At 44.4% G+C, this 15,771-nt stretch carries 13 protein-coding genes; 4 read left to right on the top strand and 9 right to left on the bottom strand.

What is annotated here, in order from left to right; genetic code table 11:
• Positions 1–448 precede the first annotated feature (448 nt).
• Entirely contained in the window at positions 449–1,663 is a 1,215-nt protein-coding gene (locus CXF58_RS12505; protein ID WP_082894292.1) for an EcsC family protein, read from the bottom strand.
• Between the two features lie 527 nt (positions 1,664–2,190).
• Between CXF58_RS12505 and CXF58_RS12495 the strand changes: the two genes are divergently transcribed.
• Positions 2,191–3,426 carry a beta-ketoacyl-ACP synthase II gene (locus tag CXF58_RS12495; RefSeq protein WP_068405124.1) on the top strand — a complete coding sequence of 412 codons (1,236 nt, stop codon included), beginning with the start codon at positions 2,191–2,193 and terminating at the stop codon, positions 3,424–3,426.
• Positions 3,427–3,428: 2 nt separating this feature from the next.
• Positions 3,429–5,132 (top strand): anthranilate synthase component I family protein, encoded by a 1,704-nt coding sequence (locus tag CXF58_RS12490; protein WP_102077689.1) that lies wholly within the window; start codon positions 3,429–3,431, stop codon positions 5,130–5,132.
• Positions 5,133–5,265: 133 nt separating this feature from the next.
• Here the strand turns inward: CXF58_RS12490 and hisC are convergent, their stop codons facing one another.
• From hisC to CXF58_RS12450, 8 genes are all read right to left on the bottom strand, one after another.
• Entirely contained in the window at positions 5,266–6,399 is a 1,134-nt protein-coding gene (gene hisC, locus CXF58_RS12485; RefSeq protein WP_102077688.1) for a histidinol-phosphate transaminase, read from the bottom strand.
• Positions 6,400–6,512: 113 nt separating this feature from the next.
• Positions 6,513–7,817 carry a histidinol dehydrogenase gene (hisD, locus tag CXF58_RS12480; RefSeq protein ID WP_102077687.1) on the bottom strand — a complete coding sequence of 435 codons (1,305 nt, stop codon included), beginning with the start codon at positions 7,815–7,817 and terminating at the stop codon, positions 6,513–6,515.
• A 292-nt stretch (positions 7,818–8,109) separates the two neighbouring features.
• Positions 8,110–8,805: an ATP phosphoribosyltransferase gene (gene hisG / locus CXF58_RS12475; protein WP_102077686.1), complete on the bottom strand. Its 696-nt coding sequence runs from the start codon at positions 8,803–8,805 to the stop codon at positions 8,110–8,112.
• A 95-nt stretch (positions 8,806–8,900) separates the two neighbouring features.
• The gene (gene murA / locus CXF58_RS12470; protein WP_102077685.1) at positions 8,901–10,169 is read right to left on the bottom strand and encodes a UDP-N-acetylglucosamine 1-carboxyvinyltransferase; all 1,269 of its coding nucleotides are present in this window, start codon (positions 10,167–10,169) and stop codon (positions 8,901–8,903) included.
• Between the two features lie 104 nt (positions 10,170–10,273).
• On the bottom strand, positions 10,274–10,525 hold the full coding sequence (locus CXF58_RS12465; protein WP_082894293.1) for a BolA family protein: 252 nt from the start codon (positions 10,523–10,525) through the stop codon (positions 10,274–10,276).
• A 118-nt stretch (positions 10,526–10,643) separates the two neighbouring features.
• Complete coding sequence (locus tag CXF58_RS12460; RefSeq protein WP_102077684.1) at positions 10,644–11,621, bottom strand: alpha/beta hydrolase; 978 nt, start codon at positions 11,619–11,621, stop codon at positions 10,644–10,646.
• A gap of 270 nt (positions 11,622–11,891) precedes the next feature.
• Complete coding sequence (locus tag CXF58_RS12455) at positions 11,892–12,680, bottom strand: BON domain-containing protein (protein ID WP_102077683.1); 789 nt, start codon at positions 12,678–12,680, stop codon at positions 11,892–11,894.
• Between the two features lie 242 nt (positions 12,681–12,922).
• A complete protein-coding gene (locus CXF58_RS12450) occupies positions 12,923–13,390 on the bottom strand; it encodes a YraN family protein (protein ID WP_180952592.1) in 468 nt (155 codons plus the stop codon).
• A 158-nt stretch (positions 13,391–13,548) separates the two neighbouring features.
• Here CXF58_RS12450 and rsmI point away from each other — a divergent pair, with 158 nt between their 5' ends.
• Together rsmI and CXF58_RS12440 are read left to right on the top strand one after the other, a co-directional pair.
• The gene (gene rsmI / locus CXF58_RS12445; protein ID WP_102077682.1) at positions 13,549–14,502 is read left to right on the top strand and encodes a 16S rRNA (cytidine(1402)-2'-O)-methyltransferase; all 954 of its coding nucleotides are present in this window, start codon (positions 13,549–13,551) and stop codon (positions 14,500–14,502) included.
• A 57-nt stretch (positions 14,503–14,559) separates the two neighbouring features.
• A complete protein-coding gene (locus CXF58_RS12440) occupies positions 14,560–15,579 on the top strand; it encodes an adenosine kinase (RefSeq protein ID WP_102077681.1) in 1,020 nt (339 codons plus the stop codon).
• The last annotated feature ends 192 nt before the right edge of the window (positions 15,580–15,771 follow it).

Below are 15,771 nucleotides of genomic sequence, written 5' to 3'. Positions count from 1 at the left end.
CTTCTCCCGTTTGGTATAAAACAAAAAAATGGGCTAATGCGCCAGCAATCTGACATTAACGACAGATTTCGGAACACCCATTTTTAGGACAGTGTATTATAAAGAGTTGTTGCTGCTATTTCAACCACTTATGAGCGGTTGTCCTTTACAACATTCGATAGATGTGCATGAGCAAAGATTGTAGCAGACTTAACGGTAAGCAACAGATTTTAAGATGAGCAATTGTTTCATTGCAAGATGGTAAAATCGATGTTTCCTATTAATGGAGTTGGTTGTTTATTTTTCAAGGCAAAGTTTGAATTTTAAATACTTTTTTAGCCTTAAAACCCCTTCACAAAAAAGACATTCTCATAAATAAAGACATACTCATAAAAAAGGCATAAGCCGATTTATATCAGCTTCTGCCTTCATACAGTAAATTATAGTTACACCACTATAGACTAAAACGTTAATCTTTTTTACTTGCCTGAGCTTTTTTGTAGTTTTCATCTACTGACTCTTCATCAGTGGTTTTTGACACCGGCTCTGAGGCGGCTTTTACTTCGCTTTCTGTTTGGTCAGCTTTAGATTTATCGTTGTCAGTCTTAGATTTGCTGTTTTCAGCTTTGGTCTTATTGTCTTTAGCCTTATCTGTGTCTTTTTTTGCATTGTCAGATTTAGGGCTTTGTTCTTCATTCTTACTGTCGGTACTTTTCTTCACCTGCGCTTCGCTACTGCTATCGTCAGTAATGGCGCGGTTAGCAAGTTTGGCTTCTGGTGCAAATGTCGCTTGTGCCACGCCGATCACCTCATCAATCAGCTGGCTGTTGTAGCGCATACCAACGATGACGGCAGTGGCTGGTAAAAAGCGGCGTACCCATGATAAGTTGATATTATCTAAGTTAATGCCAACTTGGCTGGCAATATTATCTACTTGTTCGGCATAAAAATTGACGTTTTTATTTTTCAGACCAAGGTTTTTCAGCTCATTATGCAAACCATTGCTTTGCGCATTATCAAGCAAGCCTTTACCAATACCAATACCCGCTAATAAAGCCTGCTTCTCTTGCATTTTACTCAAATCGGCACTTGCCAGTAATTCATAAGCCATTTTGACGCCTTGCTTACCAGTCAATGGCTTATTATAAATAGCGCCTAACTGATAAACGGTACGTAATGAGACAAGTAACAACCACAAAGTATCAGCAAGTAAGCCTGGTAGGCCTGCTAATCCTGTTAAGCCGCCCAATGTCGCCAAAGCACGGTTTTGATTGGCGATATCCGTTGCTAGAGCATAACGCTCTTCGTCATCTAAGTTTGCAATATTGGCGAAGCGATGCTGATTTGGCAGGTCAATCTGACTCCAATTGGACGCAAGCTTGGCAATCTGCGCAAAAGCACCATCGACCGTCGAATCAAACAAACTGTTTGGCACTATTTTCTTGGCATATTTGCCATAAGTAGCAAAGCGCGTACCCAGTAACTGTTGGGTGGCTTTTAAGGTTTGCTCGCGAAACAAATCCTGCTGATAGTCTTCATCGCCGAGATTTACTGCTTTAAATTGGCGCGGTTTGCCGCTTTTGGCATTGACGCTATCAATCATTGCGCCCATACGTTCCAAATTACCACGAGTAAAAGAACCAACGCTGCTGATGCCTTTAAATAGTGTGCTAGGCTTTGCCATCTTTATATCCTTAATGTGATGAGTGTTTGTTATTAATATTATTTATAAGAGCTATTTAACAGAACTTTGCAAATTGACTTCTATTTTAGCCAACGCTTACGATAAAAGTCAGTGCCAACAATGTTATCACTATCGTCAATTTTGTATCAAAAAGTATCGCTTATCTTAAACCATACATGGCGTCAGCATATATTAAATGCGTCTTAGCTGAAAATAGTTTTTACTATGTTAACGGAAATTCTACTGCCATTGCTGCTTTAACACGGCCAAAAACTTTATCTGCTTTGATAATAAGTTCATTTAAAAATAAAGACCATTTTGGCGTTATTTTACACTTACGCCAAGATTTTAAACCGTTGATACGTTATTATATGCCATCACTCAAAGTACAGTTGTACTTTTATTTATCGAACAGCACTTAAGCAGCCTATTGTAGGTTTTGCGCACTAAAATGACTGTCAAATAAGCATTTAAAAGCGATTGTTAAAGGTCATTATCAAAAAATCGTTACTCATAAGGAATAGAATATGCGCCGCGTTGTTATCACTGGAGCAGGGATTGTCTCTTGTATCGGACATGATTTGGCGACTGTCACCGATGCTCTTAAACAAGGGCGCTCAGGTATTACGTTCAATGAATCGTATGCTGAGCACAACTTTAAATCACAGGTTAGCGGTAGTATTGATCAAGCAGAACTTGATACCTCGGGCATTGACCGTAAATTGAAGCGTTTTTTTAGTGATGCCAGCCTTTATGCTTATGTCAGCGCGTTAAACGCCATTGAGCAATCAGGCTTGCCCCTTGAGACTATTAACAATAACCCGCGCGTGGGTGTGGTCGCAAGCTCGGGCGGTGCGTCAACTGAAAACATCGTCAATGCCGTCGATGCAATGCGTGAAAAAGGTTTGCGCGGTGTCGGTGCGATGGCAGTACCAAAAACCATGGGCAGCTCGGTATCAGCGGCACTGGCAACAGGGTTGAAAATCCAAGGGATTTCTTATTCATTGAGCTCTGCGTGCGCAACATCGACGCATTGTATTGGTCATGCCGCCGAGCTTATCCAGCTAGGCAAAGCCGATGTCATACTTGCGGGCGGTAGTGAAGCGGAGCATTGGACGCAGTCGTGTATGTTTGATGCGATGGGTGCGGTTAGTACGCAGTATAATGACACGCCAGCCCTTGCTTCTAGAGCCTACGATAAAGACCGCGATGGTTTTGTGATTGCCGCAGGCGGCGCGATGGTGGTGGTTGAAAGTCTTGAGCACGCCCAAGCGCGCGGTGCCAATATATTAGCCGAAATCGTCGGTTATGGCGCAAGCTCCGATGGTGCTGAAATGGTCGCTCCAAGTGGTGAAGGCGCTGTTCGCTGTATGCAGCTTGCCCTTGCCGAAGCAGGTTTAGAGAGCGTTGACTACATCAATAGCCACGGCACCAGTACGCCGCTAGGAGATGTGACTGAGCTTAAAGCTATTGCCAAAGTGTTTGGTGATGATGTCAGTCAAGTCCCTGCTATCAGCTCAACCAAATCAATGACCGGTCATAGCTTGGGTGCCGTCGGCGCGCAAGAATTGATTTATTGCTTACTGATGCTACAAGAAGGCTTTATTGCCCCAAGTATCAATATTACAGAATTGGACCCTGCTGCCAAAGGCTTTGATATTGTCACTGAAAAGCGTGACGTTGCGCTTAAAACGCTTATGAGCAATAGCTTTGGCTTTGGTGGTACTAACGCCACTCTTATTATTAAAAAGTTTGATGCTTAACTATGCCTCTAGCACCGCCTGTTAAAACTGAGCAGACAGGATCTGTCCCATCGCCAGCTACTCAACCTAGCTGGCGTTTTGGTGGGCTAACTGCTGCCGAATTAATACCCTGTTTACAGCATTATCTGTATGCACAAAATTCTGACGCAAACTGGCAACTGGTTTGGCTGAATAACGATGGCCGACCCGTAATTGGTGTATTACCAAAAGTAAGCTGGTCGGTTTATCCTCTTTCTAATGATGCAGCAAACTCTGATAAACAAGCGGCTTATCAAATTATAAAAAACTGCCGTGATGGTTTAGATAGCCATGCTAAGACCAATCAAGCGATTACTAGCGCCTATATGAGTTATAGCGACTGGCAAGAGGATTTAATTGCTTATAGTCAAGCTTATGACATAGATGATACTTGTGATAACAATTGCTCCTCGACTACAGAAATCGAGCAGCAGCCAAGTTATCAGCATGGCTTGATAGGCTTTATTGGTTATGATATTGCCGCTTATGCGCTTAGCCCAAACGCGCGAATAGAGCTAGCAGCGCAGCCTTGTGCCACCTTAGGGCATTATGATATTTATCTAACGCCAAACGCTGAGCAAGCGAGCTGGCAGCTCACTATAAAAGACAGCGTCACTGATACTGATAACGAACACAAAGGCGTACTGGTTAAAACGCTTATCTCATATTTAGATATATTGGATAAGGAATTATCTAACCAAGCTTTAGCAAAATTAGCACTTGAAACATCCTATAAAACCACGCCTTTATTATTAAAAGCACAATGGAGTAAGCGAGATTATCAGCAAGCCTTTGATAAAACGCAATCCTACCTGCAACAAGGTGATTGCTATCAAATCAATCTCACCCAAGCATGGCAAGGTGCTTTTAATCAAAGTCCTCATGGTAATGTTACACCGATGCTTATTGATTACTTACCTGCCCTACATCATAATACCCAAGCACCGTTTGCAGGGTATTTAGCGGTTAATCATATTGATAGCGAAATAAGCGTTGATACGCAAGATTATCAATTTGAATTGTTAAGCTGCTCGCCTGAACTGTTTTTTACCTTTGATAAAGACGATAATAGTGGCAAACACCATATACGCACCAAGCCCATTAAAGGGACGATGCCGCGTGGATTAAATACTGCACAAGACAACGCTTATAAACAGCAGCTTATCGATAGCGAAAAAGACCGTGCCGAAAACGTCATGATTGTCGATTTATTACGTAATGATTTGGGTAAATATGCCAAGTTCGGCAGCGTCAAAGTGCCGCAATTATTTGCGATTGAAAGCTTTAGCAATGTACATCATATGGTCAGCACCATTACCGCTGAGCTAAAGACAGATAGTCATCCGCTCAAAGTATTGTTTGGCAGTTTGCCCGCCGGTTCCATCACAGGAACGCCAAAAAAACGCGCCGTTGAAATCATCTCAGAGCTAGAAGGTGCCGCGCGCGGTGCGTATTGCGGCACCCTGGGCTATATGAACTTTGATGGTAGCGGTCAATGGAATGTATTAATTCGTACTTTGCAAGCCAATACCTTATCGAATGATGAATTAGAACAAGAAAGACATGTCACCTTATGGGCAGGCGGTGGTATCACGGTTGCTTCTGATTGCAATGCTGAATATCAAGAATGTTTGGATAAAGTTGGCAACTTATTAGGCGTTTTAGCTCAAAACAATATAAAGCAATAAACTTAAGCTTTATTTAAAAGGTAAATTAAAAACCAATAAAAAGCCTGCTTAACATAACGTTAGCAGGCTCTTTTATTTATATAACTTGTTATTTTGGCTTCATATTATTAAGGTGTAAATCTTAAACAAGGTATTACTCAGTAACGCTTTCAGCCTCTGTTTGTAGCGATTTTAAGGCCTCAATCAAACGCTGATTCTGCGCTGCCGTACCAACGGTGATACGCAAGTACTCATTGATGCGCGGTTTATCAAAATGACGCACAATGATACCTTGCTCGCGTAAATCAGCTGCCACACCTTTGGCATCGCCGTTTTTTGGACGCGCAAAGACAAAGTTGGCGTGCGATGGTAACACCTCATAATCGAGCGCTATAAGATCAGCGCTGAGCGCTTGGCGTAAATCAATGACTTGCTGACAGGTCTGGGTAAAATATTCGACATCTAAGACACTAGCGGTTGCTCCTGCTTGCGCCAACTTATCGAGCGGATAGCTATTAAAGCTATTTTTCATACGCGTCAGTGCTTCGATTAACGAGGCATTACCAAACGCCATACCGACCCGTAAACCGGCAAGCGAGCGTGATTTTGAAAAAGTTTGCGTGACAAGGATATTATCGCAGTCATTGATTAGGCTAATCGCCGACACTTCTGCATCTGAACCATTTTCTTGTTTCTGCGCAAAATCGATATAAGCTTCATCAATCACAACCACTGAGTTTGAATGCTCGCCTGCAAGTTTACGAATATCAGCAAGCGATAATAGCATACCCGTTGGCGCATTTGGGTTAGCAATAATGATACCGCTACAAGGCTGACGATAAGCATCAGGGCTGATACTAAAATCGGCTTCTAGGGCGATTTGTACCAACTCAATACCAAAGGTATGGGCGTAAACCGGATAAAAACTATAGCTAATATCAGGCGCTAAAACAGGGCGCTCTTTTAAGAAAAAGCTGGCAAATACCAATGCCAATACTTCATCAGAACCATTACCAACAAAGACTTGATTGATATCAAGGTTGTATAACTCGGCTAAGGCGGCGCGCAAATCATCCGATTCAGGCGCAGGATATAAACGCAGCTCATCGGCTTGCTGCGCTAAGACTTTTGCGATGGCCTCGCCGACTTTTGGTGACGGCGGAAATGGGTTTTCATTGGTATTTAATTTGCACAAATTTTTATGCTGAGGCTGCTCGCCAGGGACGTAAGGTGACAGATTTCGCGCTTTAGATGACCAAAGTCTGGTGTCTATCTTTAACTCACTCATAAGTTATCCTACTCATTAGCCACATAAATGATTAAACGTAAATATTAAAATTGGGTTATTAAAATCGAATTATTAAAATCAGCTTATTAAAACTCAACTACCTAACTGTTTTATTAGCTATCTTTTTGATAGCGATAGCGGGCTGAGCGCGCATGGGCTTCTAAATCCTCACGCTGCGCTAAAATATCCGCCGTCGCAGCCAGCGGCTTACTACCCGCTTCACTACAATAAATAATCGAGGATTTCTTTTGAAAGTCATAAACACCAAGCGGTGAAGAAAAGCGCGCGGTACCAGAGGTTGGTAACACATGGTTAGGACCGGCACAGTAATCACCAATCGCTTCAGGCGTATGACGACCCATAAAGATAGCACCAGCGTGACGAACTTCATTCAGCAGCGCATCAGGGTTATCAACTGACAATTCTAAATGCTCAGGGGCAACGCGATTAATCACCGCCATACCTTCCACGCGGTCTTTGACCAAAATCAGCGCGCCGCGGTTTTTTAGTGAATCACGGGCGATATCAGCTTTTGGCAATTCTGCCAAGGCTTTTTCAATCTCCGCCGCCACTTCTGCAAGCTGCTGTTCACTTGTCGTGACAAAGATAGCTTGGGCGATACGGTCATGCTCCGCTTGTGACAATAAATCCATCGCCAACCAATCGGCGCGATCTTGCGCCTCGCCTTCTGCATAGACCAATACTTCAGAAGGGCCAGCAATCATATCAATCCCTACTTGACCAAATACCGCCCGCTTCGCTGCAGCGACATATTTATTACCAGGACCCGTGATTTTATCTACGGCTGGTATGGTCTCGGTACCGTATGCCAAGGCCGCAACCGCTTGTGCTCCGCCAATGGTAAAGACGCGGTCAACTTGTGCCAAATGCGCCGCTGCCAACACTAATGGATTGAGCACGCCCTTTGGCGCTGGCACCACCATGATTACCTCGGCAACGCCAGCCACTTTGGCAGGAATCGCATTCATCAATACCGAAGATGGATAAGAGGCCAAACCGCCGGGCACATAAATACCGACACGATCAAGCGGCGTGACTTTTTGACCTAAACGATTGCCAAGCTCATCTTCATATTGCCAAGTTTCTTGCACTTGGCGCTCATGAAATGTCTGCACGCGTGTCGCTGCCGTCATTAACGCATTTTTTACCTCATCATCGAGACTGGCAAACGCGTCAGCAAGTGCTTGTTTAGACAGCTCTAACTCTTGTATCGCCTTCGCCGGATGCTGATCAAACTCTTGGGTCAACGTCAGTACCACACTGTCGCCACCATGACGTACCTTTACAATGATATCGTCAACGGTTTTTAATAATTCAACATCGTTGACGGTTTCAAAAGCGAGAAGCTGGGTCAATTGACTGTCAAAATCAGCATCTTGGGTACTTAGTTGGCGCATGACTGAATCCTATAGGTGAGCATAAAAGTCGGCTATAAAAAAATAGTTTGAATAAAAGAGGAAATAAGAAAAGTTTGGTCTGTCTGCTTATTTCCGCTTATTCTTAGTTATCTCACTCAGATTATACTGAGCTTTTATTTTCTAGCAAGCAAATACAATAAAACCAGTTTAGCACGCTATATCTATCCTAGAGCGCCAAACTGGTTTAAATTTTTGTATAGTCATGCTTGATATTATCAATGATTGCTAGCGTTTAATAACAGTGTTTTATCAATACTGAATAAATGCTCATTTAAGAAGCACTGGCAATACTGTTTTTAAAACTGTCTAAAATCGGCTCAAGCAGGGCAAATTTACGCTTGTAGCTGACTTGATTGACGATAAGGCGTGACGATACATCACAAATATGGTCGCGCGCTTCAAGCCCATTAGCGCGCAGCGTATTACCCGTATCGACGACGTCTACAATTAAATCGCCTAAACCAACCAATGGCGCAAGCTCCATCGAACCATACAGCTTAATCACATCGACTTGCTGACCTTGGCTGGCAAAGTAAGCGCGGGCAACATTGACGTATTTGGTCGCGATACGCAGACGACGATTTGGCAGCGGCGCCCCTTTCACGCCCGCTGTCATCAGCTTACACTGGGCAATCTGTAAATCGAGCAATTCATAAACGTGATTGGCGCCATGCTCAAGCAGCACGTCTTTACCCGCCACGCCAAAATCAGCAGCGCCGTGTTCAACATAGGTTGGCACGTCACTGGCGCGTAAAATTAACACGCGTACATTTGGGTTTGAAGTTGGGAAAATAAGCTTGCGCGACGCCTCAGGGTCTTCTAACAATTCAACACCAGCAGCGCGCAGTAAAGGCATCGTCTCTTCTAAGATACGACCCTTTGATAGCGCCAGTGTCAAACCTGAAAACGCCTCATTTACTTCATTTAATAAACCATCATTTGGTAAGCTGTTACTTGCTTCAGTCATAATGACTCGTGTCCGTGTACAGTTAGTTGCCTTACTTAACAGGCGTTATTAATTTATTAGGTATCAATAGCGATAATAATGGTTAGTGAACCAGTTTAGTCGTTGGTATTAATACGCTCGATATTGACCCCAAGCGCGCGCAGTTTTTCTTCGACGTGCTCATAGCCACGATCAATATGGTAAATACGATCAATCAAGCTCTCGCCTTCAGCAGAAGCCGCCGCCATGACCAGTGACATCGACGCGCGCAAATCTGTTGCCATCACTGGCGCCGCAGTAAAGTGCTCGACGCCTTTAACCACAGCTGTATGACCGTCTACTTGAATGGATGCACCCAAGCGGTTGAGTTCTGGCACATGCATATAGCGATTTTCAAAGATATTTTCGATAAAGGTGCTGGTACCGTCAGCAAGGCAGGCAATCGCCATCACCTGCGCTTGCATATCGGTTGGAAAACCCGGATGTGGCTGGGTACGAATATTGACTGGTAGTGGGCGACCTTTCATTTGCGCCCGAATCCAATCATCGCCTGTAGTGATAATCGCTCCCATGTCTTCAAATTTTTCTAACACAGGCGCTAATAAAAGTGCCGAAGTGTTTTTGGTCAGCACATCACCGCGTGTCATCAAAGCACCGGCAAGATAAGAGCCCGTTTCGATACGATCTGGTACGACCGAATATTCACAGCCATGCAAGCGCTCAACCCCTTCGATGGTCATGGTTGCCGTACCAATACCGCTGATTTTAGCACCCATCGCTACCAGCATATTGGCCAAATCGACCACTTCTGGTTCAAGCGCACAGTTACCAAGTACGGTCGTGCCCTTTGCCAATGCCGCGGCCATAATAACGTTTTCCGTACCGCCAACCGTTACCATATCAAATGAAAAATTACAACCGATAAGCTTGCCGCCCTTTGGCGCTTGGGCTTTGACATAACCATTTTCGACGCTTATCTCAGCACCCATGGCTTCAAAGGCTTTTAGATGCTGGTCGACAGGACGTGAGCCGATGGCACAGCCGCCCGGCAAAGACACTTCGGCTTCGCCAAAACGCGCCAGCAAAGGGCCTAAAACCAAAATCGAGGCGCGCATGGTTTTGACCAAATCATAAGGCGCATAAAAATTGTCGATATTCTTGGTATCGCAAACGACAGTGTGACCCTGCTTTTGAATATCAATGCCCATGCCAGCGATCAATTCAATCAAGGTGCGCACATCTTGTAACGATGGCACGTTGTGCAATGTCGTTGGGGTCTCGGCCAAAATCATAGCAGCGAGTAACGGCAGAGCGGCATTTTTGGCGCCTGAGATGGTGACTTCCCCTACGATACGACTGCTACCGGTGATTAAAAATTGATCCATAAAGGTGACAACCTAGCGATAAGTATAAAAAATATGAAAAACCAGAAATGATAAAACCAGCAATATCCATTGCCGGTGCGACAAATCCTAGTCATAAAAAAGGCTTAGCCTTGCGATTGCACTTCCCATTCGGCAGGCGTCAATGCTTGAATATTAAGCGCATGAATATCACCGCTAGCAATTTTGTCATTGACCAATGCGTAAACGGACTGCTGACGTTGTACTGCGCGCTTGCCTTCAAAACTGGCGTCAACCACCCGTACATCAAACTTGGTACCTTGATTGGCAGCTTGAATAAAAGCATCAGGAAAGTGAGTTTGTAAAAATGCAATCAAATCGTCAGCGTTCATGCTCATAGAATATTCTGCCTTAAAGGTTTAATAGGTGGATATAAAGTTAGCCATTATAACAAGAGTTTGACCATCTTACAGTACTGTCTTCTACAACTGTCTTTAACTATTGCAGTGTTAACTATTATAGCGTTTTATCCAAATAGCTGAGCACTTGCGCACGCACGTCATTGACCCAGCGTAAAGGTGGCGCCATCGCCCCGATGCTGGTGGCATGACTGGCACCTGCGATTTCGCCTGTTTCAACCTTAACGCCTGCCGCTTTTAACGCCTGTGTCATTTTAAGGGTATTGCTTATATGAACGACTTTGTCTTTTTCAGCAGTTAATAATAAATATGGCGGCTGCGCACCTTTAATATTACGGTCTGGCATGATGTTATCGGGCGTGGCGTTTGCCCCAAAAGCGCTGGCACTACTGAATTTACGAAAGTCATAACTATAAGGCCCTGCAATACCAATTACCGCAGCAATATCGTTTGGTTTCACCCCATACGGCGCTAAAAAATCTTCATTAGCGACGGCAGCAACCGCGTTAAATGCGCCCGCAGAATGCCCTATCACCGCCAAGCGCTTGGGGTCAGCATGCAGACTTTCGGCATTCTTATAACTCCACGCGATAGCCTGCGCCGTATCTTCTACATAATCAGGATAAACGTGCTCAGGCGCTTTACGATAGTTAATCACTGCCGTGACATAGCCTGCTTGTGCCAGACTCTGACCAACAAAGGCGTATTCATCTTTACTGCCGCTTTCCCACGAGCCGCCATGGACGAAAACCACCATCGGATAACTGTGGTTAATTGGGTTATCAGCAGTCGCTTTTTTTGACTGCATGGCTTTTGCTAAAGGTTTGGGATAATAAATATCTAAATCCTGCAAAGGCTTGTCGCCATACAAGATATTTTTACTGACACCAACGCCGCCATTTGAGGTGATACCATTCACAACAGCCAGTGCCGATAACGCTTGTGCTTGCTGAGTCGCAAGCGCAATACCGCCGACAGCCAATGCTGCCGTCACACCGACGCTGATAGGTTTAGGTAGGCGATTTTTTCTTGGTGCAGGCTGTAGCTGTACGGTTGCTTTACTTAAATCCTTCATCGCCAGTATTCCTATTATAAGCTTGTCGTTTGGTCATAGTTGATTAAAACTCAATAGTAGAGTCACGGCTTTTTCACTTTTTATAATTTTAGTTAGCGCGTTTTTGGCTAAAGCCACACTTCTACTTTTTACGTTTTATATCTTACTGGCAGACTGAGGTTTTAACGTTCTGTTCCTGTTACGAGTGTTTAGGTTTCTTGTGTTTATTAGCGAGACAAGACTTTTGATAAAGGTAAACATAGCAACTTGATAGTGGCAACTTAATAACGGCTAATTAACGGGCGCGCCATTCTCGTCGACGATAATCGGCGTAGCGTTAATCGGTGGCTCTACTACACTTGTGACCTCAGGCGCTGCTCGACTATCGAGCGCTGGCCCTCTGGTAGGGTTGGCTAAATTCTCTTCATACATGATATCGTCCTCGCCTATCTTCACCCCTCTATCGTCAACGACGGTGGTCAGCAGCACCAGCTCTGTAATGCCGACAGTATTATTGGCAATATCAATCAGGTGGCTTTGCTGCGTCGGCGTCATGCGACCCATAATATAAACCACGCCATCATTGGTGACCGCCTTTATTTGCGAAGCTTTCACGCCGTTACTAGAGGCTATTTTTGCCAGTAGTTTGGAGGTGATATAACCATCGTGAACGGTTGAGCTATAGCCCCTTGAGGCGCTCACATTCAGCTCATTATAGACGTGACGGACGTCTGGCATAGAGCCAACCACTTTTTCAATTTCTGTCTTAATCTCTTGCGTTGGCACCTCACCGGTGAGCAGCACCTCACTATTAAAACTATCAATGCTCATACGGCTGATTTGCTGCAAATTTTCTTGCAGACCATAGACGTTAATCTTGACGGTATGCTCGATACTGCGGTCAAGCAGGCGCTGCGGAATGGTGCGCTCGGTCATCGGTACGCCATACGTTCCTTCTGTGCTATTGGTCAAATAGTTGGTAGTACAACCTGTGGCGACGATGCTGGTCAATAGCATAACGCCAATCGCCTTACGACGTGATGAGCCAAAAATAGCAGTGCGCAAATGCATCCGTGTCATGATTTACCTCTTAGAACATGATGTAGTGATTAACTAGTGAGTAGCTGGTAATTAATAGTGTGACGCTTGATAATAAGGTAGGCGCTTTATGTAGTTAATGACTTTTTAATGGCGCTACTTTACTGAATATTTACCCGAGGCGTTTAGGCTTTTGGTAACGGTAACTTGTTACGCTTATTTATTTTACTTTTTAACTGAGTTATCGGGCTTAATTTTTTAAAATACTCACGCTAAAAAACCTATTACCAAGCCGAGGCAATAAAAGCGCCTTGTAGCCATTCTGGTTGAGTGTTTTTTGACGTCGTTTCTTTAACCTCATTACTCTTGTTTTTATGACTGGCACTAGTATTGACATTGGTATTATAGGCTATCACATCAAACCGGCATTCGAAGTCATTATATTCAGGATGCTGCTGCAAAAAATAGCGGGCTGCTTTGATAATTTTATGTTGCTTATTTTTCGTCAAGCTAAGGGCAGCATCACCAAATCCTGAACGCTGCCGTTGCCGCACTTCAATAAATAGCAGTGTCGACCACGCCTGCCCTTTTTCTAGCATAATTAAGTCGAGCTCACCCACTTTTGGTTGCTGCCAATTTTGCGCGATTAAAATCAGGCCTTGCGCTTGTAAAAACTCACACGCCTGCTGCTCAAAACAGCTGCCTTGACGCTGGGTCGGCGAAGTCAGGGTTAGAGGTTTGTTATTTACCATCACGGGCTTTTATTATCATGGCTATCGGTCAGCGGAACATTTGAGAATTATCATAGCACATCATGCTAAACTAACCACTTTCGCGTTTTCATAATCGCTTTTTATATGCGTTTTTAATGCTCTTTCTTAAGACAATTTCTTAATACTCCGAGGTTTTCATGTCTAGCCCTACCGCGATGCCAGCTTGTCTTTATATCGTTGCCACGCCGATTGGTAATTTAAGCGACATGACACCGCACGCAATTGATATTTTAAAACAGGTTGCTATCATTGCCTGCGAAGACACCCGCACCTCAGGCAAGTTATTGTCACATTTTGGTATTAACACCAAAGGTGACAAAGATACAGATGAAGTAACCGTACACAACTATAAAAACGCTGCCGAAAACGACTCTGATGGCGCTGCCAAACAAAAAGGTCATCATAAACTTTGGGCCTATCATGAACATAATAGCGCCATTCAAACCCCCAAAATTATTGAGATGATTCAGCAAGGTCATTCGGTTGCCTTGATTAGTGATGCTGGCACGCCGCTGATTAGCGATCCCGGTTATCAATTGGTACAAGCCGCTCATGCTGCTGGTGTTCGCGTCTCTCCTATTATTGGTGCTTCTGCTGCTATTGCTGCGCTATCGGTTGCAGGATTGCCCTCAGACCGTTTTAGCTTTATTGGTTTTTTACCAGCCAAAACCCACGGTCGCCAAAAACAATTAACGACTCTCAATTCACGTACCGAAACTTTGATATTTTATGAAGCGCCGCACCGTATTGTTGCTAGCTTAGAAGATATGGCAGCTATTTTTGGTGCAGAGCGCGAAGTGACGTTTTGCCGTGAATTGACCAAAACCTTTGAGACCGTGCATAAAAGCACGCTTGGCGAATTGGTCGAATTTGTCAAAGCTGATGACAATCAGCAACGCGGTGAAATCGTCGTGGTCGTCGCTGGGGTAAATATGGCGCAGGACGATGATGATATCAGTATCCACGATAAATTATTACAGCGTTTATTAGAGGATTTATCGGTTAAAAAAGCTGCCGCTTTGGCCGCTGATATCACAGGCGTCAAAAAGAACGCGCTTTATCAGCGCCTACTTGAACTGCAAGCAGAATAATTTTTAGCTAAAAAATATAGGTTAAAAACTGATAAATTCATTGAGGAGAGAAACAGTATGTACGATGTGATGGCGATAGGTAATGCATTGGTTGACCACGAATACCTGCTGTCGGATGCAGCGCTAGAAGAAACCGACCTGACCAAAGGCAATATGACGCTTGCAGGACTCGAAGAGCAGCATCAGTTATTGGCGTATTTTAAATTGGCCGATATTGCGCCATCAAAACAAGCAGGCGGCGGCTCAGCGGCCAATGCAATGTATGCCTTTGCAAGTTTGGGCGGTAAACCTTTCTATGCTTGCCGCGTCGGCGATGACAAACAAGGCGATTTTTACCTAAAAGACTTACACGAAGCGGGCGTTGCCACCTCCCCGCAATCCATCCATGCAGGCGGCGTGACTGGCTCATGCGTGGTAGCAGTGACCGAAGATGGTGAGCGTACCATGCAAACATTCCTTGGTACCTCAAGCGATATCACCGCTAATAACGTCGACTTTGAAGCATTAACCCAAGCTGGCTGGTTATATTTAGAAGGTTATTTGGCGATGTCCGAAGGCATCCAGCCTGCGATGACCAAACTACGCCAACAAGCTGGTATCAATGGCGCCAAAATTGCCGTCAGCTTTGCTGATCCTGCCGTGGTAAAGTTTGCCAAAGAAGGCCTGCTTAATATGCTCGGCAATAAGGTTGCGGTGATATTTTGTAATAGTGAAGAAGCCAAATTATTCACCGATAAAAAACAGCATAAGTCGGCGGCGCGTGCCCTACTTGAACATTGTCAGACAGCAGTCGTTACCGATGGTCCCAATGGCGCTATTATCGCTCATAAGCCCAATGATGAGTCTGAGATTGAAATTTATGAGGTTCCAACGCCAGTTGTTACTAATGTTATTGACACCAATGGTGCCGGCGACAACTATTCTGGGGCGTTTTTATATGCTTTATCGCAGCATTATAGCTTGCCAGAATGTGGACGACTTGCCAGCGAAATCGCCGCCCAAGTGATTCAGCAATTCGGCCCACGTTTATCATCGCAAGAGTATCAAGATATCTCGCGCCGCGTTTTAACGGTTTAGTGGTTGGATTATTTGATTACTAAAGCGCTAAAATCTAAGTTTCTAAGTGTCTGAGATGGCGTTTCTAGTTTACCCCTAATAAAAGATAATGCTGCTGGGATAAATTTTGCGCAGCCTCTGGAGCGACGAAGTCGCACAGCAAGCAAGGAAAATTTGCACCAGTAGCACTTTATAATATTTTCGCGCTTTTAT

This window comes from Psychrobacter sp. Sarcosine-02u-2, assembly GCF_002836335.1.
GTDB classification, from domain to species: domain Bacteria; phylum Pseudomonadota; class Gammaproteobacteria; order Pseudomonadales; family Moraxellaceae; genus Psychrobacter; species Psychrobacter faecalis.
This window is presented reverse-complemented; position numbering and strand designations above follow the sequence as displayed.